At 64.4% G+C, this 23,161-nt stretch carries 19 protein-coding genes and 2 tRNA genes; 20 read left to right on the top strand and 1 reads right to left on the bottom strand.

Annotation, left to right across the window (positions count from 1 at the left end):
* Positions 1-1,518 precede the first annotated feature (1,518 nt).
* From AB8735_RS36710 to AB8735_RS36630, 17 genes are all read left to right on the top strand, one after another.
* Positions 1,519-1,812, top strand: a complete 294-nt coding sequence (locus tag AB8735_RS36710) for a hypothetical protein (RefSeq protein WP_372412466.1) — start codon at positions 1,519-1,521, stop codon at positions 1,810-1,812.
* An 854-nt stretch (positions 1,813-2,666) separates the two neighbouring features.
* Complete coding sequence (locus tag AB8735_RS36705; protein WP_372412174.1) at positions 2,667-2,885, top strand: hypothetical protein; 219 nt, start codon at positions 2,667-2,669, stop codon at positions 2,883-2,885.
* Positions 2,882-3,286 carry a WhiB family transcriptional regulator gene (locus AB8735_RS36700; RefSeq protein WP_372412172.1) on the top strand — a complete coding sequence of 135 codons (405 nt, stop codon included), beginning with the start codon at positions 2,882-2,884 and terminating at the stop codon, positions 3,284-3,286. Before AB8735_RS36705 ends, AB8735_RS36700 begins: the two co-directional genes overlap by 4 nt.
* 10 nt (positions 3,287-3,296) lie before the next feature.
* Positions 3,297-3,381, top strand: a tRNA-Leu gene (locus AB8735_RS36695).
* A gap of 141 nt (positions 3,382-3,522) precedes the next feature.
* Positions 3,523-3,876 (top strand): hypothetical protein, encoded by a 354-nt coding sequence (locus tag AB8735_RS36690; protein ID WP_372412171.1) that lies wholly within the window; start codon positions 3,523-3,525, stop codon positions 3,874-3,876.
* Between the two features lie 73 nt (positions 3,877-3,949).
* Positions 3,950-4,023 (top strand) — tRNA-Ile (locus tag AB8735_RS36685).
* A gap of 100 nt (positions 4,024-4,123) precedes the next feature.
* Positions 4,124-5,155, top strand: a complete 1,032-nt coding sequence (locus AB8735_RS36680) for an aldo/keto reductase (RefSeq protein WP_372412170.1) — start codon at positions 4,124-4,126, stop codon at positions 5,153-5,155.
* A gap of 263 nt (positions 5,156-5,418) precedes the next feature.
* On the top strand, positions 5,419-5,985 hold the full coding sequence (locus AB8735_RS36675) for a hypothetical protein (protein WP_372412169.1): 567 nt from the start codon (positions 5,419-5,421) through the stop codon (positions 5,983-5,985).
* Positions 5,986-6,249: 264 nt separating this feature from the next.
* Positions 6,250-6,801 carry a MerR family transcriptional regulator gene (locus tag AB8735_RS36670; protein WP_372412168.1) on the top strand — a complete coding sequence of 184 codons (552 nt, stop codon included), beginning with the start codon at positions 6,250-6,252 and terminating at the stop codon, positions 6,799-6,801.
* Positions 6,802-7,374: 573 nt separating this feature from the next.
* Positions 7,375-7,602 carry a cold-shock protein gene (locus tag AB8735_RS36665; RefSeq protein WP_372412167.1) on the top strand — a complete coding sequence of 76 codons (228 nt, stop codon included), beginning with the start codon at positions 7,375-7,377 and terminating at the stop codon, positions 7,600-7,602.
* Positions 7,603-7,734: 132 nt separating this feature from the next.
* On the top strand, positions 7,735-9,225 hold the full coding sequence (locus AB8735_RS36660) for a sphingomyelin phosphodiesterase (RefSeq protein ID WP_372412165.1): 1,491 nt from the start codon (positions 7,735-7,737) through the stop codon (positions 9,223-9,225).
* A gap of 102 nt (positions 9,226-9,327) precedes the next feature.
* Complete coding sequence (locus AB8735_RS36655; protein WP_372412164.1) at positions 9,328-10,617, top strand: Ig-like domain-containing protein; 1,290 nt, start codon at positions 9,328-9,330, stop codon at positions 10,615-10,617.
* Between the two features lie 539 nt (positions 10,618-11,156).
* Complete coding sequence (gene murJ, locus AB8735_RS36650; protein WP_372412464.1) at positions 11,157-12,863, top strand: murein biosynthesis integral membrane protein MurJ; 1,707 nt, start codon at positions 11,157-11,159, stop codon at positions 12,861-12,863.
* 158 nt (positions 12,864-13,021) lie between these two features.
* Positions 13,022-14,746 carry a phage tail sheath family protein gene (locus AB8735_RS36645; protein ID WP_372412162.1) on the top strand — a complete coding sequence of 575 codons (1,725 nt, stop codon included), beginning with the start codon at positions 13,022-13,024 and terminating at the stop codon, positions 14,744-14,746.
* A 176-nt stretch (positions 14,747-14,922) separates the two neighbouring features.
* Positions 14,923-15,372 (top strand): phage tail protein, encoded by a 450-nt coding sequence (locus AB8735_RS36640; protein WP_372412161.1) that lies wholly within the window; start codon positions 14,923-14,925, stop codon positions 15,370-15,372.
* Between the two features lie 20 nt (positions 15,373-15,392).
* On the top strand, positions 15,393-15,791 hold the full coding sequence (locus AB8735_RS36635) for a hypothetical protein (protein ID WP_372412160.1): 399 nt from the start codon (positions 15,393-15,395) through the stop codon (positions 15,789-15,791).
* Positions 15,788-15,952 (top strand): DUF6760 family protein, encoded by a 165-nt coding sequence (locus tag AB8735_RS36630; RefSeq protein WP_372412159.1) that lies wholly within the window; start codon positions 15,788-15,790, stop codon positions 15,950-15,952. Before AB8735_RS36635 ends, AB8735_RS36630 begins: the two co-directional genes overlap by 4 nt.
* 326 nt (positions 15,953-16,278) lie before the next feature.
* Here the strand turns inward: AB8735_RS36630 and AB8735_RS36625 are convergent, their stop codons facing one another.
* Positions 16,279-17,538, bottom strand: a complete 1,260-nt coding sequence (locus AB8735_RS36625) for an IS4 family transposase (RefSeq protein WP_372405003.1) — start codon at positions 17,536-17,538, stop codon at positions 16,279-16,281.
* 2,169 nt (positions 17,539-19,707) lie between these two features.
* Between AB8735_RS36625 and AB8735_RS36620 the strand changes: the two genes are divergently transcribed.
* From AB8735_RS36620 to AB8735_RS36610, 3 genes are all read left to right on the top strand, one after another.
* On the top strand, positions 19,708-20,148 hold the full coding sequence (locus AB8735_RS36620; RefSeq protein WP_372412158.1) for a phage tail protein: 441 nt from the start codon (positions 19,708-19,710) through the stop codon (positions 20,146-20,148).
* A 76-nt stretch (positions 20,149-20,224) separates the two neighbouring features.
* Entirely contained in the window at positions 20,225-20,950 is a 726-nt protein-coding gene (locus AB8735_RS36615; RefSeq protein WP_372412157.1) for a peptidase M23, read from the top strand.
* Entirely contained in the window at positions 20,943-23,150 is a 2,208-nt protein-coding gene (locus AB8735_RS36610; protein ID WP_372412156.1) for a VgrG-related protein, read from the top strand. Before AB8735_RS36615 ends, AB8735_RS36610 begins: the two co-directional genes overlap by 8 nt.
* Positions 23,151-23,161 lie beyond the last annotated feature (11 nt).

Genomic DNA, 23,161 nt, shown 5'->3' with positions numbered 1-23,161 from the left:
TGAGCCACAGCTGTCACTCTCTCCTTACAGGGTGCTGCAGTGCAGCCTTTTCCCGTTACATAGCGGTGACATGCCCGAGTCCGGCAGGTGAGAGGCTCGCGCCCGCTCAGCATCTGCGCCCTGTCACTGCAGCCGTACGGCTTAGCTGATTCATAGCGTGTGACTTCCCCGAGCGACCCGTGGCCTATGTACGGCTTGCGTCTTTCCGCAGCGAGCATTGATGGATGGGGCACCAGTAACCAGCTAATGCCGGGCAGTGCTGGTGAGCTGGTATATGGCCGGACGTGACCCTGTGCTGTCGCCCCCAGATGCGGACGATTTCCCATAACGGGGCCCGTTGCACCATATGGTCGAGATCCAGGCGATCGAGGGTGCCCGGGAGAATCCTGCAGTGAAGAACAGGGCAAGGCAGTCAGGCCATGCAAACCGGTCGCGAGACTCAAGCCCCGTTACGGCGTTTATCTCGCTGCATGAGACCGGACTACGGCTTGGCGCCTGGCGGGAGCGCGGGTCGCTCCGATTGTGCAAACAGCACCTCGGCCGCTATCCAGCGAGGGGCGGAGTTACAGGCCTTCCGCCTCATACCGGGTACAAGCGTCTCGGGCCCAATGACAATGTGCGGTTGGGTTTTGGCATCGACGGCTCTCGTCAGTTGACGCACGGTCCGCGGCCAGCTCGTCAGCCGGTACCCACAAGAACAGGGGGGCCAGTCAGCGTCGGCCGTTGGGACCAGCAACTGTCCCAAAACCCCCAGAGCTTCGAGTGCCCGCGTCAGAGTTCACTGCACGACGTTCTGGGCTACGGATCGGGCATCTGATGTCCGGCTCATGACTTGTCGGCCACATATTTCAGGGTCCAGCGGCTCCCGCTCGTCTCGTCTCGTCTCGTCTCGTCTCGTCTGCCGGAAGGCTCACCAGTAGGCGGCCGCACCCTCGTGACACTCCGGGAGTTCGGTTGCTCACGAGGGTGCCGGTTACCCCGACCTTGTCACTGTAATCTCTCGTAAATCTTTCCGAGTTCGACAACGTGCGTTGATACGTCGTCATCGGTGTCGTCACTCAAGGATCACGCGAGTACAGACTGCAACTTTTTGCGGCCAGCCAGCAGAGGTCTACAGGTGAAGGGCGAGATAACTGGTCGGAGGCCCAGAGGACTCCAGACCACCGTTTGGCCTACGTAGGTGACGATAACTTTCCCGCCCTTGTGACATGCCATCCGTATATGACACCACGGCATTCTCATGCCCCGTACAGCGATGGGGAGTTGAGATGTTTGATAACCGTCACCCGTGGGGGTAACGGCAGCAATTGCGGTGACTGCAATAACTGTGGTGGTCTTCGCCGTGACGCCGCCCGGTCAGGGACGGCACGCATCGTGCGTCACTCACGGCACCATGCCCGTGTCCTCAAGGAGAGTTTCATGCGCCTTCGGCACCCAGAGCGTTTCGAAGAGCTCGTCCGCCTCAAAGGGCTTTCCCAGCGGAGGCTCGCTGACCAGGTCCACGTCTCACAGGCCTTCATCTCGCTGGTTGCCAGCGGCCAGCGCGGAGTCAGCGAGGTTACTGCATGGCGGATGGCTTCTGTGCTAGGGGTGTACACCAATGAACTGTTCGCACCCGATCCGGCTGAGAGCAGGCCGTCTGTACGCGCAAGCGCCGTCCAACGCCAAGACCGGCCGGCCCGGTTGAGGAACGGAGTGACGACACCTGCAAGAACCGCGTCGGGAGCGGCCCCTGTCCCCTCTCCGCACGGAAGGCCAAGACGGTGTCCAACCACTCCGAACCGCCCTCCCTTCGTCTCAACGCCCGCTTGATGCAACTGCGGGCCGCACAGACAGCCCAGGAGGCGCGCAAGAGACCAGGTGTGTTCGTGCACTTCGGCACGTACACACGGCATCAGGCGGACCGGATCGTCGCCCGTGTCAAAAGCGGCGGGTATCCCGCATTCAAGCGGGACGCCTGGGACGCCACACGCCGCCAGAACGAGGTGTGGGTAATGTACCTGGGCTGCAGACACCACTGAACGCACCGATCCCCTACTGCCGGCCTGCGCCCTACCACGACAGCTCGGCGCAGGACGGCCCGCTGAGGCCTCCCCCTCCGACCACCGTTGCACGATGACTCAGGCCGTCGGCTGTGCTGCCGCCCGCCTGCAGAGGGCAGTTGACCCTCTCGATCCCGGTGAGCCGCTCACGCCTCGAAGACCCCTTGTCCACCGTTGGGGTCAGCTGTGCTTCTCGATGTACCTCCTTGCGGGGGGGCAGGTCGCGGCCTGTCCTGCCGTCCGCGGTCAAGTCACCGAAGACAGCAGGAAATTGAGCGCCAACCGGAATCCCATCCGACACACAGGTGAGGAATTGTTGTGATCATGCATGCCCGCCACACACGATGCACCACTCTGCTCGGCCCCCGGACCCGGGCGTCGCGAAGAAGCCTGTCCCCGTGTGGGACCAGCCGATGCTGCCGCTTCTGCCCGTCCAACTCCGCCCCCTCCCTGACTGCGTCCGACGCCCCCACGGAGGAAGCCAACTGTGCGCCGGGCGAGATGACCCTGGTCAGGGGGAGTGGCTCCTGGCTGCACCCGAGCCGCGGCGCCCTGCCTCCGGAGGTGTCTCCCGAATACCCGGGACACACATACTTCGGTCCGGGGAAAGCCAACATCTGGGTCTTGCTGCTGCGTCTGAAGCTGATCACCACGGGGTGGGCGCCGGAGCAGCGGGAGGCTCTGGAGCAGGAGGACGGGTGGGAGGTGGCCCGGGAGTGGGATGACGAGCTGCGGGCTGTGTGTACGCGGTTCCAGCTGGCCCACGGGCGGCGTGGGGAGCGTGCGAGCGGTTTTCCGGACGCCGAGATGTGGCACACGTTGTGGGCAGGCTCGGCCAGGTGAGTACGCAGAGCTGGGATCCGTACTGGCGCCAGCACGGCGCCTGCACACACCGGCAGAGCGACGGTCTGTTCTTCGCTCATCAGGGGTCGGCGTACCAGGAGGAGGCGGTACAGATCTGCCGCCGGTGCGCGGTGGCGACCGAGTGCCTGGCCTACGCTCTGGACGCGCGCGTTCCGGAGGGGGTGTACGGCGGGGCGACTGCGCAGTGGCGCAGGGAGTTACTCGCTCGCCGGCCCGACGTAGTGTCCTGGCGTGATCTGCTGGAGCGTGCCCGGGCCGAGGCGCGTAGCAAGGAGTCGGTGCGATGCTCCCGGTCGTCGGCTGCAGCCGGGGAGGGGCTGGTGGCCCACCGGCGAGGTGGGGATCAGGGCACGGTTGTGGGCCGCGAGCAGGAGCACTAGGTGCGGCTTGGGGCGAGTGGCGAAACCGGCAAACGCCGCGGACTTAAAATCCGCTGCCCCGAAGGGGCTTGTGGGTTCGAATCCCACCTCGCCCACCCCTTTCCGGACAGGCATCGAGCCTGCACAGGAATCGACAGAGTCGGCTGGATGCGCTACGTGGCCAGGAGAAGCGATGAGTAGGCAGTGGGTTGTTGGCTGTGGGGATGTGCGTTTCGTTCGTGCGAGGAGGCCGTCCGGTGGCCGGCAGGTACTTGGCGATCGCGCTCAAGGAGGCCGCGCGCTCGGAATGTCGCTTCCGTGTAGGGGCCGTTCTCGTCAAGGGCGGACGGGTGCTGGGCCGCTCGTGCAATCGCCGGCGCAACTGCTCCCGCACAGACTTCCGTCACGCAACGTTTCATGCGGAAGAAATGCTGATGCGCAGCACGGCCGCACGGCGCGGGGCGGTGGTTTATGTGGCGCGCCTCAACAAGGCCGGCGCGCCGTTGCTGGCTCGTCCGTGTCCTCGTTGTCAGCGTCTTCTGGTCTCGCGTGGTATCGCCTTGGCCCATTACACCACCGATGCCGGTGCGGGCACCTTGCACATGTCATGACGCGTGAGGTTGGTGCGTCCCGGTCGTGGGGGCGTCTTTGGAAGCGTTTGCTGCAGTCGGTAAGGAGGTTAGGGAGGCGTTAGCTCAGCTGGTTAGAGCATGGGACTCATAATCCCACGGTCGGGGGTTCAAGTCCCTCACGCCTCATGCTGGTTGCGGTGCTCTGGCTCAGTGGCGTTCGTGTTGCGGTTGTTGTCTGTCTGCTCGTTTTCCTCTGTCTGGCCCCGTGTCGCCTCCTGTCCGAAGGATGATGATGTCCCGCTCTTCGAACCAGAGTTCCTGGGGAATCATGCCCCATCGCCGTAGTGGCAGCCATGGGCTGAGATTGTCGGCGGTCAGTCTCAGCATGGGCGGCTGCGTTGCTGCTCCGTCGGCTCCGGTGCCGTTGCGCGACCTCTTGCGTCACGCCATGGACGCAGGGGTGTCCCACTTCGATATCACCCCTGACACCCGAAATCCTGAGGGCTCCGCGGCGGCTATTGCTGTCGCGTTGTCATCGGTTCTCCCGTACCGTGACACGTTGGTCTTCTCGGCCCGTGTGGGCCTGAACAGCTGGCAGGGGGGGATGACAGGGTTCGGTTCCCGCAAGAGTCTGTTGTCAGGGCTGGACAGTCTGTTGCTGCACACCGGTCTGGACTACATCGACCTGCTCTACGCGCACCGTTACGACACAGGAACCCCGTTGGAGGAGACCGTTGCGGCTCTGGCGTCTGCAGTGCAGCAAGGAAAGGCCCTATATGCTGGTCTTTCCAGTTATGCCCCCTCCATGGTACGAGCGGCCTTGCCCCACTTCGCCGAGCTGGGCGTCCCCCTGGTCTCGTATCAGGCCTCCTATTCCCTGCTCGACCGGTGGATCGAGGAGGGCGTGGTGGACATCCTGCAGCGTCACGGTGTCGGATGCGTCGCCGCGGCTCCGCTGGCCCACGGTGCCCTTTCCGACCCGGTCTGGTCAGAGCCCCGACAGGACATTCCTCCCCTTCCCGCTCTGTCGCGCATCGCCACCGAGCGGGGGCAGACTCTGGCCCAGCTGGCCCTGAGCTGGGTCCTGCGTGATCCGGTCATCACCTCGGCGCTGGTCACTGCAGCCCGACCCCGCCATATCGCGGAAGCCCGTGCGGCCGCAGAGCAGTCCATTTTCACCCCGGCTGATCTGGCCGCTGTCGAGACATGCTGCCCCCCACCCGAACGAGCCTGTCCTCCCGGCCATCCCCACCGCAAGGAGCCGAAGTTCTCCCCCGGTCAACGCACGGACTCGCGCCTGTCACCGCTGGACGGCTGACCGGCTAGCGTTGCCGACTCCGAACCGGAGGAGGCTACAGACCCCCGGTGTCGGTTCCGGTGTCCCCTCCACCGGGACCGACACCGGGAACGCCCTCGCCCTGGTGCCGGACAGGAACCCGTCGCTCCTCCACCGCTCACCCCGGGCGGCAGCCTGCAGGGTGCGTCCGAAGCCTCCAGAGGCAATCGCGGCGCGCCTGCCCTGGCCGGACGCCTCTGCCGTATCCGTTTTCCCGACCCAGCCGCCTTCAGGAACACAGCCACATGGAAGCAGTCTGCTGCGTCTGCGCGACTCCCCTGCACGAGGACAGCTCCGTCCCTGCATGTCAGACCTGCCTGGCCCGTCTCCGGCAGATCCTGGACCAACTCCCCGCCATCTACGTCCAGTTGCACACCGAACTCCCCCGCTGGGCCACCCGTAACCCCAGCGGCACCCCCACCAAGCATCTGGCCTGGAAATACCGTCCCTCTCCCATCCCGGTGCGCATGCCGCTCCTTGCTCATGCCGAACACACTGTTCACACCGTCCACACATGGGCTCACCAGGCACTCCCCCGTTGCCTACCCGACGCCCCTGTCCGCCCAGGCCACCTGCTGCAGTACCTGTGCCGCCTCCTGGCCCAGGACCTGCCCGCGTCCTTGCAACCCCCCGTTCAGCCCCACCATCCCCAGGCCACCTGGGACGCCTACCAATACGCCCTGCGCCTGCTGCACCAGGACGACGCGCCCGAGCGCCTGACCACCCCCTGCCCTACGTGCGACCTGCGCTCGCTCTACCGCGACCGCACCGGCATGTCCTGCCACTCGTGCCACTCCCGCTTCCCGCACTGAGACCGCCGGCCACCCGGCACTCCCCACGGCAGACAGCTCCGCCCCTGCCCCGCAGGACCGCACGCCCCCATGCTTCAACCGGCCGCTGCCGTTCCACCACGGCAAACACCCAGCTCTCCCTCATGATCGGACCAGCCACTCCTCATGCCCAACCACTGGGACGCCCCCGGATCGCCTCCTCATGCCCGTCTCCAGAACACCCCCCGTCCGCCCCCTCCCGGGAACCAACGCAACCACGCTCCCGACTCCAGCCCCTGACAGCCCATGCCGTCAACTCAGCCGCAGAGGCACATCATGCCCCCCACACGTCGAAACGTTGCCGCAGCTGCACTACGCAGCGCCTCTCCCCGCCGCCGACTCCTGACCACCCAGGAAGCCGCTGCCATCGCTCAGGTCACTCCTGCGTGTATCCGCCAGTGGACCAGCCGCGGCTACCTCGTTCCCACCGCCCGGCAAGGCCGGAACAACCTGTACCGCGAAGACCACGTGCTGCAGGCCGAACGCGTCCGCCGCGGCCGCCGCGCCTCTGCCCGCCTCTGTGTGCAGGAGCAGGGGCCTGCCCGGCCGACTGCAGGCCCTGTCCCTGGCCGTCGGAGACCGCCGCCCCAAGACAGCGGTCACCAGCCTCGGCCCAGCTCTGCACCCCAGCGCAGCCAGCCCCACAAGCCGCAAGACCGCTCTCAGGCCAGGAACAGCCGAGCCATGTCCGGTCCGTGGATCAGGCTTCCCCTGTGGCTACGCCGCCGTGGGCAGCGGCGCCGACAGTTCGGCAAACGCCAGCGCAGCAATGGGGGCACACTCACCACGAACGAGTAGCTCTCCCCACCATCGCGGTGTCCTCTGGTGGTCACACCCGGACATGATGCAATGCGCACCTTTGAGCAGTGGAAACGTCCACAATGGTTCGTGCTCATCCGCTGTGGCCTTCTTCCGGGGCCTATGCCATCAGAACGTGCTGGCACCTGGACGATCTGGCGGCGATACCGCGTCCGGAGTCGGCAAACGATCCACGCGTACGCCGACTGGCAGGACGTGCTTCGGCCTGTCCGCCACCCAGCCCTGGGGAGCACCCCGGCATACAGAGAGCACTGCAGCGGCGTGCTCGGCCGCTTATCAACGATCGCCAGCACCGCCGGAGTCCTCACTGATCCACGCCTTGGGGGACGGCCCTCCTGAGGGCCACAGACCTGCTCCGGACTGTCGCAGATCATCATCCGATGGCCCTAAATGTCCGATACCCCTGGGGCTCCGCAATACCCCCAGGACCCGGTCCTGCATCGTCACGTCCTTCTCCGCCCCCTCCTTTGACGGGAAATCCTTCCGTCCTGGGCCCGGGGTTCACCGATTCATCGTCGTCCGTCCCGCACACCTGGCAAGGCAGGCATGATCATGGCCACTGGCACAGTGAAATGGTTCAACCCAGACAAAGGCTACGGGTTCATTGCTTACGATGAAGGACCCGACCTTTTCGTCCATCACACACAGATCGATATGCCGGGATACAGGCTCCTCCAGCAGGACCAGAGGGTCGAATTCGTCGTCACGGAAACAGAGCGGGGCGCGCAGGCCGAACAGGTACGCGTGCTCCCTCCCACACCTCCTCACCAGACATCCTGACCAGGCCCCGCAGAGGATCCTTGGATCCGTAAGGCCAGACTGACGGACTGCCGCCTGCCCTGCAGCACCGCCCCGTTTCCAGGGGCCGCCCGCGGCGGCACACACCCCGCGCGCCCCATCCCGGGCACGGACATGCCGGACTTCTCACACGTGCGCGCAGGAGCGGATCATGGGGTCGGCCGGTTCGGTTGCTGCGAGAAAGGCAGGCGGGTGAAGAACCTCGACACTTGGAAAGTCATCAGCTACAACACGATGCTCTCTGCCCCTCAGCCGGGAGAACGAGACTTCGCCAATGACCGCAGGGCACGACTGATCGGTTCGGCGCGATTCCTCCAGGACGCCGGCATCATCGCTCTCCAAGAACTCATCGAACCGACCAGTTCCCTGCGGCTGCTAACCGCGCTCGCCCGTCGCGGCTTCACCCACCAGACTCCCGCAGTACCCCACCCAGTACTTTCCCACAGCGCCACAGCGGGGCGCCTTACCGGCGACGGCACCGTGAACGGGGGCAACGCTGTCGTGAGCCGGCACCCCATCACTCTGGCAGAAGAACACGCCTACCCGGCGCCACGGAAATCCTGCGCCGGCCTGCACCAGGGATTCGCCTACGCTGCCATCCACGCCCAGGGCAGCACCCTCCACGTGGTCAGCACCCACCTGCAAGCCGGCCAGGACCGCGCCTGCCGCGACATCCGCCAGTATCAACTTGCCCACCTCGCCCGCTTCCTCACCGAGAAGGAGGCGAACGGCACGCTGCCTCCACAGGACATGGTGATCATCGCCGGCACCCTGAACACTCCCTACGGGAGCAACGAATACGCCCACATGCTGGACATGCTCCAAGCCGAGCCCCCCACCACCAAACTCGGCTGGCCCCACTCCTTCGACACCACGAACAACACCATCGCCCGACGCCGCCACACCCGCGCCAACGCAACACTCAGAAGCCCCTCGCAAGACCTCGACCACATCGTTCTGCGCCGCGGGCACACCCGCCCCTCCCGCTGGAACAGTCGCGTCCTCGTCTCCCGGATCCCCTGGACCGCCAACACCTGCCACTACACCGACTACAGCGACCACCAACCGGTCCTGGCCGGAGCCGCCGTTACCGCCCGCCCGAGCCTCTACGACCTCACCCTCACCGCCATCCGCATCACCATGCACCCCGGCGCCCCCGGCTACTGGCCCGTCCCCTGCGGCAGCATCACTATCACCACCGACACCAGCGGCCCCCACACCGTATGGGAACGCTCCCCAGCCCGCGCCCACAGCCGACGCCCCGGAGCCAACATCCTCCACCACCCCCTCACGTTCCTCGCCGCGGGATCCTTCGCCATCCAGACCGACATCACCCACCGCGGCGCCGCCGGCAGCCCGGACAACACCCTCGCCTACGGGACCGTCTGGTGGCAGGGCGGAGCACGCCTCGGCCGGCACTGCGTGCCCGTCCAAGGAAGCGCCGGCCAGGCAACCATCACCTTCACCACCCGGCTCTCCTCCCATCAGAGCCTCCCTGCCCTCCATCCTCCAGCGCTCCCGTCGGCACCTGCGCCCAACGCCCCCTGTTCCCGGCCGGACCAACCACCCAACATCACCGAGCCCCAGACCCCAGAACGGCCTTGAGCACCACCACAAGAACGGTGGTCTCATCCCACCGGCCTCCCCCATTCTCGCCCCTCGCCGAGAACCGAACACCGGACCGTCAGCGGCACCCTGGAGAAGAACGTGGACAACTACACCAAGTACCTGATTGCGGCCCTGGCCCTGTGCGGTCTCCTCGTTATCAATACCATCGCCTGCGAAGCGAAGAAGGAGAACAAAGAGCGCACCAGAACGACACACACGACCGCGGAGGACACCTCCGGACCGCTGATCAAGTTCAGGCAACGGGACGGTTCGACCACCGCAGGCATCACGGCCGACGGCGCAGGAGTGAGCGTTCCCAACGGCGAACTCACACAGGTACACATGACCACCCAGGACGGTACGGAGATCCCCGGCTCTCTCGCCTCCGACCGAAGAAGCTGGAAACCGAACAAGGACCTGGAACTGGGAACCACGTACACCATCACCGCCAATGCCGCCGACGAGAACAATGGCACGGTCCATGGCGCCTCCGTGTCCTTCACGACCGCCGATCCCGAGCACAGCACCATCGTCACCTGCACCCCCCAGAACGGCTCAACTGTCGGCGTGGGCATGCCGGTCTCCCTCACCTTTAGCAGGCCCATCCACTACCGAGAAGCCGTCCTCTCTGGAATCACCGTCCACTCCAGCAGCGGACAGCAGGCCATCGGGCACTGGCTCGGCGACCGGCGCCTGGACTTCCGGCCCCGCGAGTACTGGCACCCCCACAGCCAGATCACCGTCGACATCAGCCTCGACGGACTCGAAACCAGCCCCGGTGTCCAAGGAGTCCAGAACGAAACCGTACGCTTCTCCACAGGTCACGCCCAGATCTCCACACTCGACGTGCGCAGCCACCGGATGACCGTCACACGCGACGGCGAGTTACTAAGAATCCTGCCTGTCTCAGCCGGCTCCTCCAGCCACCCGACGTACAACGGCACCCTGGTCATCTCCGAGAAACACCAGGAAATCCGCATGAACGGTGCCAGCGTCGGATTCCCCGAGGAGCAGGGAGGCTACGACATCCCTGATGTCCCCCACGCCATGCGCCTGACCGACTCCGGGACGTTCGTCCACGGCAACTACTGGACCCCGAAAAACGCTTTCGGAACCACCAACACCAGCCACGGCTGCATCGGACTAGAAGACACCCAGGGCACGCCCGATCCCCATACCCCCGCAGCCTGGTTCTTCGACCACTCCCGTCCAGGCGACATCATCATCGTCTCCGGATCGACCGCCCCCGTGGTCGACCCAGCCAATGGACTTAACTCGTGGAATATGGACTGGGCTACCTGGTCAGCCTCCACGCAAGTTCCCTTTACCACTCGCACCTGCACCCGAGTCGCCGAATGGTGGCAACGCAAGATGGAATCGTTCGTCTGAAAACCCACCACTTGATGTGTCGTCTGCTAACCCCACGAGAGAGCGAATCCATGCATATGAAGCAACGCAGTATAATAATTGGCCTCGCACTCGGCGGGGTAGTAGTGGGCGGGGCCCTCTGCATGCAGTTGCGATCATGGTGCTGCCAGACCAAACCGGACCTGCTCACTCGCCTCGCGGTCTGGGCACACAACACAGGCGAGGACTAGGTGCGGCGCCTCGGAGCGTTGGTTCCGCGAGGCCGGGACAGCCGCGGCACACCATCCCTTCCACCCCCAACCGCACCCTGCAGCACCTCCTGCACCGGGCCACCTGGCACCGCCATCGCCCCCAAGCCTGACGCGCCCACCAGCAGCGGACCAGCATCACCGCAGAGCTCGCAACATGGCTCAACAAACCTCTAAAGCTGCTGTGCCAGCCCAGCCCGACCTGCCGGTATCGGCAGACTCCACTGGGCCTCTCCTCCCCGGCACACAGCCATGAGTCCAGCCAGGACCTCACTGCCCGGTCCCTCATCAGCCGCCTACGCGGGCAGCGTGATGGCCCTGGGAGCACTCGTTTCGCGGATCACCGGGTTCATCCGTAACGCGATGATCGTCGCAGCTCTGGGCACCGCCTTGCTCAGCGACGCCTACACCGTCGCCAACACCCTGCCCAACACCATCTTCATGCTGTTGATGGGCGGGACTCTGACCTCCGTGCTGGTACCGGAACTGGTCCGGGCACGCCATGATGCCGACGGCGGCGTGGCGTGCTGCGACCGCTTCCTGACAGCTTGTCTGATCGTCCTGGCCCTGGCCACCGCAGGGGTGATATGTGCGGCACCGGCACTGATCCACGCATACGCCCCGGCATTTACCGGGCAACAGCTCGACCTGTCCGTGTCTCTGGCCCGGTATTGTCTGCCTCAGCTGTTCTTCTACGGCTTGTTCACGCTGCTCGGTCAGATCCTCGTCTCTCGAGACCGTTTCGGCCCCATGGCCTGGACGCCGGTGCTGAACAACCTCGTGGCCATCGCCGTCTTCGCCACGTTCATCGCCGTCACTCATCGGGCGCATGCAGCAGATCACATCTCTTCCAACAGCGCCGCGCTCCTGGGCCTGGGCAGCACTCTCGGTATCGCCGTGCAGGCTCTGGCCCTGTGGCCAAGCCTGCGCCGGAGTGGTCATACCTGGAGACCCCGTTTCGACTGGCGCGGCCAAGGCCTGACCCGCATCGTGCGCTCGGCCGGCTGGGCAGGTGCTTCTCTCACGGTCGGCCAGCTGGCGTTCTGGGCCATCACCCGTATGGCGACCGGTCTCAGTCAGGACGCTGCCCGCCAGCACCTCGCGGCCGGTGTGGGACTGAGCGCTTACCTGAGCGCCTACCAGTTGTGGATTGTGCCTCACGGCATCGTTGCAGTCTCCTTGACCACTGCGGCGCTTCCCCGGCTGACCCGCTCGGTGGTACAGCATGACCGCGGTGCCTTCGCCGAGCTCGTCACTGACCTCACCCAGTCCCTCGCGGCCGTCCTGGTTCCTGTTGCCCTGGTCATGGGCGTCATGGCCCCTCAGATTGCTGCCCTCGCCTACCGATACGGCCGCACCACCGCGGACGACTGTATGATCATCGCGGAGATCCTCGCCGCCTTCGCGCCAGGACTGCCAGCCATGTCGGCTCAGTACGCTCACGCCCGCGCCCTGCAGGCCCTGGGCGACAACCGCACTCCTGCCCTTCTGACCTGCGTCAGCAGTGTCCTCAACGTGGCCGGCAGTACCGTCGCCTACATGGTGCTGCCCACCCGCTGGGCTGCCGTCGGGATGGCCGCAGCCCATACCGTCGCCTGCATGACCGGAGCAGTTGTCACCAGCAGACTACTGTCACACCGGGCACAGCAACCGGGAGCTCCGGCAGCCGATGCCGTGCCAGGTCTGCGTCTCAAGAACGCATTCGGGCCCGGCCACGCGAGCACCGCGGTACACCTTCGCACCCTGGCTGCCGGTCTTCCCGGGGCCGCTGTGGCGGGCCTCTTGTCGTACACGGTTGCCCCCCGAGGGGTCGGGAGCCCTGTATTCCTTATAGCCGTCACCGGTGCAGGCTGTTTACTGGTCGGCTGCTCCTTACGGATCCTGGCCAGTCCGATGCACGTTCCACAGAGCATCGGGATATTAGTGCACAGCATGCAGTACCTCGTGCAGAACGCCCGCAGGCTGAAGACTCTCACCGCCCCGTCGGGGAAGGCCGGATTTCGCAGAGACCGCTCATGAGGTCAGTGCTCCGAGTACCTGAACACACGCCTGGCCGGAACAGCGTTACCTTTTTCTCATAGTATATTACCATGTTCTGCAACTCTGCCCCCGACCCGGAGGGCGAGTCCATTTGTTCCGCTCTCACCTCCGATCCCCCACCTGAAGGAGACACAGGAATGACTACCCCTCTCGCTCCCGGCGTTTACGTGAAGGAAGTCCCGAGCGGAGTTCGCTCAATCATCGGAGCCGGGACATCCACTCCAGCCTTCATTGGACTATCCCCCCGAACCGATCATCAAAATCCTGCTCCGGTACGCAACTGGAATGAATTTGCCAGTTTCGCCCTACCCACAGCCGAATCCATCAAGGCGGCTCTCACTGCCGCGAAGGATTCCTACACGGCCGCACACACCGCCGTGGCCTCATTAGCAAAATCAATCAAAGACGATCAAACGCACGCAACAGCAGCCAACAGTGATCAGGGATCGGCGGAATCCAATTTCAAAGAATTCGCAAGAAAGGTCGAGAGTCTATTTAATGTCGCCAAGGACTACGGTTTCGAAACATCCGATACAACAATCCGTACAGCCTTGAACGACGCGAAAACCTCAGTCGAAAATTGGGCAACCAAAGGTGGCGATCCGCAGAAGTCGGCGGCCGCTCAATCTATCAATACAGCATGGAAGATCTTAACAGACTACAACACCAGCAAAACCGAGGACGCCCTGGCAAAGGCCCTTGCCGTTGCACAAGAAACAGCCGAAGCCACCTCCACCGCAGCGGAATCTCACGCTAAAAACTTCGACAGCACTTTCGCCGACATCACGCAACAAACTAGGAATCGATTCAACCTAAAGGATGTTAAGGTCTTAGCTGCAACATACGGAAAACTGGGCACTGACCCGAACACTGACGGGTGTCTCGCAGACGCAGTTCTCGGATTTTTCGCGAATGGCGGTTCTTCCTGCTACGTCGCACTTGTGAATGAAATCACCGAAGCAACCCTCACCGCTGCGCTCAAAAGCCTGGAGGCGTGTGACGTCGCGATGGTCGCGGTGCCTGACCTCCATCTCGCCAAAGATGTCGCCACCGCATCAACCGCGCCAGAAGCAGCCAAGAAGACTAATGCGCTCGCGACCGCCGTGGTGAAGCACTGCGAGAGAATGAAGAACCGTGTAGCGATCCTCCACATCCCAGACGTAATCAAGCAAACGGCAGCAATGGATCACGATCAAGCAATTGCATTCCGCAATGAACTAACGGTCGGCAACGGCACGTTCGCGAGCCTCTACTATCCATGGGTCCAGGTGAACGGCGTTAGGGGGACCGTCCGTTGGGTTCCTCCAGTCGGGCATGTCGCCGGTGTCTGGGCTGCGACCGACACCACTCGTGGGGTCTTCAAGGCCCCAGCCAACGTCTCGCTCGCCGGTGTCATCGACCTCAAGACCCAGCTCCGTGACGACGAGCAGGCCGACCTCAACAGCCTAGGAGTGAACTGCCTGCGCAGCTTCCCCGGCCGGCCGCTCATGGTCTGGGGTGCCCGCACGCTGGCCGAGGAGTCGGACCGTGACTGGAAGTACCTCAACGTCCGGCGACTGGTCTGCTTCCTGTCGGACTCCATCCACCGGTCCACTAGCTGGGCAGTCTTCGAGCCTAACGACGAGCATTTGTGGGCCACCCTGCGCCAGAGTGCCTCCGCCTTCCTTAAGGACCAGTGGCGCCTGGGTGCCCTGCAGGGCGCGACTCCCGACCAGGCGTTCCATGTTGTGTGCGACGAGAGCAACAACCCCGAGGAGAGCAGAGACAAGGGCGAGGTCCATTGCGACATTTACGTAGCTCCTGTCCGACCGGCGGAGTTCGTCCACTTCGCCATCCAGCAGACTGCTGGCAAAACTTCCTGAAGTCCCCGTGTCGGAGCAGGCACGCGTAGCACTGTGATCGTGTTGCCCGTGCCGTCGGCGTTGGCTGCCTGTCGGCGGTACGGGAGCCGGTGACGCCCTACGGCATGTCGGCTCCGGGATCCCACCAGTCGCGTCCGGCCCATTGCGGGTCGTCTCAATTTTCCTTTGGAGTCTTCATGGCCACCGGAGATGTCTTCCCTTCCAATCTTTTCAGTGTCGAGCTTGGAAAGTTCAAGGTCGAGACGGTGCAGAGTGTGTCGGTTCCCTCGGTTCAGCTGGAGGTCGTCGAGACCCGGCAGGTGTCGGCGACGGGCGAGCCGATCATTCGTAAGCAGCCCGCTCCGCGTCCGCAGAGTGGGGAGATCACTGTCACGCGCGGCATGGACCGCAGCACGGCTTTCACCGACTGGATCCATACGACGCTTGAGAAGAGAGATATCGACAACGCTCGGCAGAATGTGACGATCGTACAATATGACACGAACAAGAAGGCTGTGCTGCGCTATCACCTCACCAATGCCTGGGCCTCTCAGCTCAAGACAGCCGACCTGGATGCCTCCAGCACTACGGCAGCGACGGAGCAGGTCACCATCACGTACGAAGACATCGCCGTCGAGCGAGCCTAGACTGAAGGGGCGCGCATTCCATGTCCCAGGAGTCTGCGGCTTCTTCGTCTTTGCGGACAACCTTTGATTTTGACCTGCCGTGTGGCTATGTTGATGCGTCCGGCACTGTGCACAGGAGCGGCACGATGCGTCTGGCTACGGCACAGGATGAGCTGTCACCATTGATCGACCAGCGTGTGCGGGAGAACCCTGCTTATCTGGGGGTGGTGCTGCTCAGTCTTGTCATCACCCGGCTGGGGTCGGTGCCCCGGATTCATGCTGGTGTCATTGAGCAGCTCTTCGCCGCTGATCTGGCTTATCTGCAGGATTTCTACCGGTCCGTCAATGGTCTGGGGCAGGCCGATTCGGTGGTCTGTCCCGGCTGCGGTATTGCGTTCGCAGTGCCGGAGGGTTCTGGGAGCGGCCTGGGGGAATCGTGACGTACCCGCCGGGGCGGCTGCGGGAAGAGGTCGGTTTCATTGCTTACCACTTCCATTGGCCGCGTGTGGACGTGCTGGGCATGACGCACGCCGAACGGCTCGGTTGGGTGCGTGAGATCAACAGGATCCATGTCCGTCTGCGGGAAGAGCGCAGAGGCTGAGAGATCAGGGGGCGGGCTGAGTTGTGGGACCTGGGCATTGCTACGCAATAGGTTTGCGGCGTACCAGGATGGTGTTCTGGGTGAACTGCGTCTCTCGGTATCCGCACCAGCTGAGGTGGCTGTTGCCGGCGGTGCCCTGAGGGGCAATGCCGCGTAGTTAAGAAACGGCGAGGATTTTGATGTCCGGTGGGTCTGGGTGGTGGACTGTGGTTTCGGTGCGCTTCTTTTTCCTGTAGGCGTGGACGTGGATGCGTTTGACGGCTCGTGGGCTGGTGCGGTGGCGCCGGCTGGGGTTGGGCCTCTCCAGAATTTCTGTGAAAGCTGATTCAAGAGCTTTCGCGAGACGGTGAGGGGGAAAAGCCCGCCTGGTCAGTGATCTGACGGCGGATGATGCGCAGTGAGCGGATGAAAGATAGCCGGTCGGGGTCGATATCGGCTTGGTCGGCGGCTTCGCACATCAGGTGCCGGACCGCATAGTGGGTGAGCAGGAGCGCCCAGATCTCCTGCTCGATCATGTCCGGGGATTTTGAACGCAGTACGGCGCCGCGGCCGCGTTGATGGGTTTTGATCTCGTCGAGGCCGGACTCGAATTCCCAGCGTTCCGCGTACGCCGCCGCGAGCTCGGCAGCACTGGCGTCGTCCGGGTCCATGATGGTGGTGATCAGGCAGAAGATTTCTCCTTTGCCTTCACGGTTGGTCACCTCGTACTCGACGACCCGGACCGGGATGCCGGACGGCTCTTCGATGTGTGCTGCCCCTCGGTGACGCTGGACGGCACGCCGGCGGCGTACTTTCGGGTCCAGCAGAAATGACTCGTACGAGCCGTCCTTGAGCGGTCGGACCACCGGCAGATGAGGTCCGTCGGGCATCCGCCACAGAAGATCCGCCCCCGCGGCCGCAGCAGCTTCCCACAGCCGGTAGGCGTAAAATCCCCGGTCAGCAGTGATGAGCATGCCCGGCTCGAAATCCGCCACGAGATCCCGGGCCAGTGTCCCTTCATCCGTACGCCAGGGCCCCAGCCGTGCAGCCACAACGGCATGCGTGCCGCATTCTCCCAGCCCGACAATCTTCACCTGTGGAAACGGGGCAGGATTCTTCTCCCCGCCGGAACGCCCGAACTCCGCGTCATTCGCGGGCGTGTCGGGGAGGTCCAGTACGAAACCGTCAATAGCCATCAGCCGAAAATTCCCCAGCCATGCCCCTTGCGTACCGCGCTGGGCACACGGCAGCGCCACCCGCTCGAACAGCGCTTTCAGCGGCTCAGGCCCCAGACGCCGGCGCGCCTGGGAGACCGCGCTGGACGTGGGAACCGTCCATTCCTTCCGCCATGTCCCCAGGAACCGCAGGCCGTTGACGAGCAGACGGGTCACTTCCTCATACGACTCGCCGAAGAACAGGCACATGGCCATCACGTAATACACAACGACACGTGCAGGCAGCAGACGAGATCTCTTCTCCGTCCGCCCCGTCTCCGCGAGAACCTCATCGACCAGGTCACGGTGCACCAGACGCGTCAGAACCCCGATACCCACCCGGTCAGTCAAACGCTCGCCGGAGATGGCCCCTTCATCTCGAATCCCACCCATGAACGAGAAACATAACCAGATTCGTGGCCACAGCGAAAGAGCAGAACCGCCCCAGGTTGACTGTCCACAACCATCCCCGGCGTGTCGCTGTGAAAATGTGGACACGGAACGCCGAGTTTCTTAACTACGCGGCATTGCCCTGAGGGGCGTTCCATCAGGGCTTCCGTGGTCTTCTGCGCTGTTCCCCGCTCGGGGGTTTGGGTCTTCTTCTTCCTTCTGTGTCCTTTCGATTCTGGCGGAGGAATTGTGTCGGTGGTCGTTCCTGGTGCCTCATCCCGTAACCAGGCGGAGGCTCCTGGGCTGGTGCTGTCGGCGGGGGTGTGCCGTCCGGCCTTGAGCGGGCTGGCGTCGTTGCCCCAGCACCTGGCTGCCTGGCGTTCTGTGGCCGTGTGCAGGAGAGGCCTGTTGGTGCCCCGGGGCATTCTTTTGAGTACGGTGCCTTGGCCGGGTGGCAGGCGGCGGTCTGCTGGACTGCGGTCGTCTTCGTGGGTTGCGTTGCTGTGGCCTGTGCAGAATCCGTGGTCAGGACTTCCGGTGTCGCAGTCTGCGCCGGTTCCGGCAAGCGGTGTGTCCGGCTTCTCAGAAGCGGCGCCTCAGGGAAGTGCCGGAGGGGGAGTTACCCCATCGGACTCCGGGCCAGGGCGTCCTGTGCGGCGATCCCGTACGGTCCCGTGCCCGGATTCCTATGATCATGCTGCAGCAAGTGGCAGCCCTGGGGGGCGGGGGGACCATTCGACGGGCGGGGCCAGTTCAGTACAGCCTGTTCCCGGTGCTTTAGCTTCCCGTCGACCGCCGCCCGGCTCCGGGATCCCTCCGGGGCCATCGCCTCAGCCCTTCCTCCGCAGGGCTGGCTCCCGTGCTTTGTACCCGGCCACGGAAACCAGCGAGGGTACGGCGGTTCAGGGGCCGGCTGCCGGTCGCCGTGTTTCCCCGCCTGCTCGGGCACCGGGTCACCAGGACCAGCCCGATCCGCCTCCGCCTCTCTCCCCCGGCCTGCTGCCACGGGAGTCCTCTGGCACGAGCCATGACGACGCGGGCTCGCCCGCCGGCGCCTCTCAATACTCTGGGTCGTCCGGCCTCGCCTGGCCTCATCGGTCTCTGCCTTCGACGGCCGTTCCCGGGCATCCCGCCTCACTCCCCTTCGTCCACGCGCCCGCCCCCTCCCCATCGCCTACTGATCCGCAGCCACCCGGCCTTCCTCCGGAAACACAGAACAGCGTCGGTACCACCCCGGGTGCCGGCTCCGGGGCCGCTTCCGCTGCGGCCCGGCACCCCCGACCCCCCGCCCTCGGCCCGGCTCTGTCCGCCTCCCGACCGTCCGGCCCCAGCTCGCCTCTTCCTCGTCGGCCACTGTCCCCAGCCGCTGACCCGCCAGATCCCGCCTCACTCCCTTTCATCCACGCCCTCGGCCCCGCGCCGTCCGCCCCCCGACCGTCCGGCCCCAGCTCGCCTCTTCCTCGTCGGCCACTGTCCCCAGCCGCTGACCCGCCAGATCCCGCCTCACTCCCCTTCATCCACGCACCCGCCCCCGCTCCGCCCCCTCCTGACCATTCCGGCCTCAGAGGCCTGCAACCACCACTCCCCCGGGCATTGGCCGGTATCCCGACGGCCCGGCCTTTGTCCAGTGCCCCGTTAGGTGCCAGGGCAGGAGACACCCCACCGTCTGGCGGACAGCCGGGGCACGATGCCCTGTCCCGTCCCGCACCGTGGGCTGCCGATCTTCCCGGTCCCTCTGTAGGAGGGACGCATGCCGGGAAGGCGTCGCCCGTCGATCCCGCAGAGGTCGCGCAGCGGATTTCACGTGACCATACCGAGGCCATCACCTGGGCGGTGCTCAAACGGCTGTCTCATCTCGACCGTCACCGGGTGGGGTTCGAACCGCCGTCACATTCTGCAGATCCACCCCGATGAGAAAGCAGGGCTGATTCATAGCCCTCTGGCACCAGCCCCCATCAGGGACCTCAAGTACGTTCGCTCGAGTGTCACCGCAGGTCGGAGGGCCTCACAGGCCACCCCCCTTTGCACCTGACACGGGGCCAGTCCCTCGCTTGCTGCCACTGCCGATCTGCCGCACTCTGCTGACCAGCCACGGTGCAAGGCGGCCGCGACTTTGAATCAGCCCTGGATGAGGAAGGGGCGCGCGGGTTCGGGTTTCAGGAGACGATCACGATGAATCCCCCTGTCTTTGCTGTCAGTTGCCTGTTCACTCTCTCCATCGGCTCGCACGACCTGGGCTCGTTCACCAGCTGTGAGGGGCTGGGCTGCTACTCGGAGGTCGAAGAGCGCCGGGAAGGCGGCCTTCCGAACGCGGTCCATCAGCTCCCGGGCCGGCTGCGCTACACCAACCTCACTCTGTCCCGGCCGCTGACCCGGCAGACCACATTGATCTGGCTGTGGCTTCAGCAGGTCAGCCAGCCGGCCGCGCACCCCGTGCGGCTGCCCGGTTCCCTGGTGGCGCTGGGCCCCGACCGGCACCCGCTGGTGCGGTGGGCTCTGGAGGGTGTGCTGCCGGTGCGATGGAGTGGTCCTTCATTCTCCGCCGACCAGGCCCAGGCCGCGAACGAGACCCTGGAGATCGCCCACAACGGGTTCCTCGAAGTGACCGTGTGAGCCCCGTTTCCGGTCTCGAGTGGCCCGGTCGGGAGTCTCGCCGTCTTCCTCGTCTACGACAGAGAAGGATGTTGCCGTGTTGTCATTCCCTCCCGGCGGTGCCCTGGAGCGTGCCGCACTCGTCCTGCTTGAACCTCCGCCGCCGGGGGCAAATACGCCCGGAAAGGAATACGACCGGCTGGAGTTTCATTTCAACCCCGAGCAGTTGCAGGTCAGCAAGCAATCGAGCTGGCCACGGCATTTATCGACGGATTCCCCGGACGCAACCCCGCCAGAATTCTCCGGGGCGCAGCCCCGGTCGATGAGTCTGGATATTTTCCTCGATTCCAGCATGGGGAAGAGAACTGTCCAGGATATCGTCGAGCTCCTGATGGGTTGCTGCTCCCCTACTCCTCAAAGCGTCAAGCTCCAGCAGAGCTCGCCTCCATGGGTGCGGCTGCAGTGGGGGAAACTGAAGACAGTTGCCTTCACCGCTGTTGTTTCCCATGTCAGCGTCAGTTACACCATGTTCGCTCCGGACGGGTTGCCATTGAGGGCCCAGTGTTCGGTGAGTCTGGAGGAGAAAGGCGAGGTACGCAAGGAGCAGAGTCCCACGGCCAGCGGAGCGGGCGGAACTGCTGCCCACAGCATGCTGCGCGGAGAGACCCTCGCTTCGGTCGCCTACAACCTGTATGGGGATCCGACCCGTTGGCGGGATATCGCGCATTTCAACAGAGTGGATGACCCGAATCTGGTGGAGGCGGGGCGTCAGCTGGTGCTGCCCTCCCCACTGCGCGCTCTGGGGGGTGGACGGCGTGCCTAACACGGCCGAGGCGGTGGTGCAGCTGGCCGGTGCGAACCTTGCCCCGCAGTGGGTACAGGCTCTGACAGAGGTGTGTGTCGACACCTCACTGGCCCAACCTGCCAAGGCTTACCTGCGCTTCAAGGACCCTTTCCATCTGCTGCTGGGGACCTTGAAGGCAAAGATCGGTGTGCAGCTCACGATCGGTTTCTTGACCTCGGACGGACCTGCGGAGCAGGTGTTTGCCGGAGAGGTGACGGCCTTGGAGACCTCTGCTGACACCCAGGACGGAACGTTCACCGCAGTGTGGGCGATGGACGGAGGTCACCGTCTGTCCCGAGGCCGGCGTGTACTGACCTACGCGGACACCACAGTGAAGAAAGTCGTCGGTGCTGCTGCCAGCCGGGCTGGGCTGAGATGCGGGGAGGTAGAGGCCGACGAGCAAGCGATTCCCTATCTAGCCCAGCCCAATGTCACCGACTGGGAGATGCTCCAGCACCTTGCCTGCGAACGGGGGCTGCGGGTGAGCGTGGAAGGGGCCGCCGGGAACGTGCTGTGTCTGCGACGCGCGGCAGGGAAACAGGCATCAGTCCCTTTTGCCCTGGAACGAGGGAAGAATCTGCTGTCCCTGCGGGCCCAGCTGACCTCCATCGGTCAAGTCGACGCGGTCAATGTGCGAGGCTGGGAAGTGAAAGCCAAGAAAGCCCTCGCCAAATCCGAGAAGGTTCAAGGAAAAGACCGGGTGAAGGTGGGCATCACCTCCGCCGACACCAGCACTCCTTTCAAAACGGGCGAGGACTCGGTACTGCTGGTGAGCGGCCGGCCCTACGCCACAGGCCATGATGTGGACACCGCCGCGCGTGCCCTGGCCGACGACTGCGCGGCCGCCTTCGCGGAACTGGAAGCGGAAGCCGTCGGCCATGCCCGGCTGAAGGCAGGAGAAATGGTCACCGTGACTGGTGTCGGCGAACCGTTCAACGGCCTGTACACGGTGTCGTCTTGCCAGCACCGGATCGATCTCAGTGCGCCGGGAACCGCGGTGTTCCGCACAAGAGTGCTGGTGGGTGCCGTGCCCGCAGGACCGGTTCCACCGCCTGCTCCGTTGTCCGCCCACGGGGTGGCGATCGCGGTCGTCACCGATACCAAGGAACCGCACGAGGGCCAGCACGGCATGGTGCGGCTCAACTTCCCCTGGATGGGGCCCACGTATGTGACGGACTGGACACGAAGTGTGCAGTACGGAGGGGTAGGGGGCGGAGGCGTCCTGCCCCTGGAGCCGGGCGACGAAGTGCTGGTGGGCTTCGAACACGGCCGTCTGGACCGCCCGTTCGTACTCGGCGGCCTCTACAACGGACAGGACACGCCCAGCGAGCACGACGGCGTGGATCTAGTCGACCCCAAAACAGGGAAGGCCAACCGCCGGTCGCTGGCTTCCCGGGACGGGGACCGCATCGAAATCCTCACCCCGGCCAAAGGCGCACAAGGCATCCGCCTGATCACCGGCAAGGACCCCGACCGCTCCTCGCTCCTGCTGGACCGGTCCGCCAAAGCTGTCACCGTCTTCTCTGGAACGGACGACAACGCCGTCTCCCTCACCCTCGACCACGCCAAAAAGCATGCCGTACTCGCCTCCGGCACCGAAAAAGACCAAGAAAAAGAGCAAGTCAAAATCCTGCTCGACCAGGGCGGAAAAATCCTTACCCTCAGTGCAGGAACCGATGACAAGACCACGGTCTCGCTCACCCTCAGCCACAAAGAAAAAGAAGCCACACTCGCCTCCGGCACCGACCAGGACAAAGAGCAGGTCAAGATCCTCCTCAGTCAGAAAAGAAACCTCCTCACCCTCAACGCAGGAACCGACAGCCAAACCGGCATCTCACTCACCCTCGACCACAAAGGCCAGCAAGCCGTACTCGCCTCCGGCACCGACAACGACGCCGATCAAGTCAAGATCCTCCTCGACCGGAACAAAAAGTGCGCCCAGATCACCTCAGGAAAAGACAAACAGGAGATCAAGCTCGACCAAAAGACCAACACGCTCAGCATCTCCGGAGGAAAAGACGGCAGCATCGCCATCACAGGGACAAACATCAGCCTCAAGGCCACCGAAAAAATGGAGATGACGGCCCAAAAAAACCTGAATCTGAGCGGAGACCTGGGAGTCGCCATGAAGTCCGAGAATGGTGTGAAAATCGGCGGGTCCACAGTCGACATCAACTGAACGGCAGGGAA

The organism is Streptomyces luteireticuli, assembly GCF_041519305.1.
GTDB lineage: Bacteria > Actinomycetota > Actinomycetes > Streptomycetales > Streptomycetaceae > Streptomyces > Streptomyces luteireticuli.
This window is presented reverse-complemented; position numbering and strand designations above follow the sequence as displayed.

What these genes read in the sequence shown, in the direction of transcription:
- AB8735_RS36680 (WP_372412170.1), top strand. Translation starts at nt 4,124, where the DNA reads ATGATGATGTCCCGCTCTTCGAACCAGAGTTCCTGGGGAATCATGCCC.
- AB8735_RS36625 (WP_372405003.1), bottom strand. Translation starts at nt 17,538, where the DNA reads ATGGGTGGGATTCGAGATGAAGGGGCCATCTCCGGCGAGCGTTTGACT.
- AB8735_RS36665 (WP_372412167.1), top strand. Translation starts at nt 7,375, where the DNA reads ATGGCCACTGGCACAGTGAAATGGTTCAACCCAGACAAAGGCTACGGG.
- AB8735_RS36675 (WP_372412169.1), top strand. Translation starts at nt 5,419, where the DNA reads ATGGAAGCAGTCTGCTGCGTCTGCGCGACTCCCCTGCACGAGGACAGC.
- AB8735_RS36635 (WP_372412160.1), top strand. Translation starts at nt 15,393, where the DNA reads ATGTCCCAGGAGTCTGCGGCTTCTTCGTCTTTGCGGACAACCTTTGAT.
- murJ (WP_372412464.1), top strand. Translation starts at nt 11,157, where the DNA reads ATGGCCCTGGGAGCACTCGTTTCGCGGATCACCGGGTTCATCCGTAAC.
- AB8735_RS36645 (WP_372412162.1), top strand. Translation starts at nt 13,022, where the DNA reads ATGACTACCCCTCTCGCTCCCGGCGTTTACGTGAAGGAAGTCCCGAGC.
- AB8735_RS36670 (WP_372412168.1), top strand. Translation starts at nt 6,250, where the DNA reads ATGCCGTCAACTCAGCCGCAGAGGCACATCATGCCCCCCACACGTCGA.
- AB8735_RS36620 (WP_372412158.1), top strand. Translation starts at nt 19,708, where the DNA reads ATGAATCCCCCTGTCTTTGCTGTCAGTTGCCTGTTCACTCTCTCCATC.
- AB8735_RS36660 (WP_372412165.1), top strand. Translation starts at nt 7,735, where the DNA reads ATGCCGGACTTCTCACACGTGCGCGCAGGAGCGGATCATGGGGTCGGC.
- AB8735_RS36640 (WP_372412161.1), top strand. Translation starts at nt 14,923, where the DNA reads ATGGCCACCGGAGATGTCTTCCCTTCCAATCTTTTCAGTGTCGAGCTT.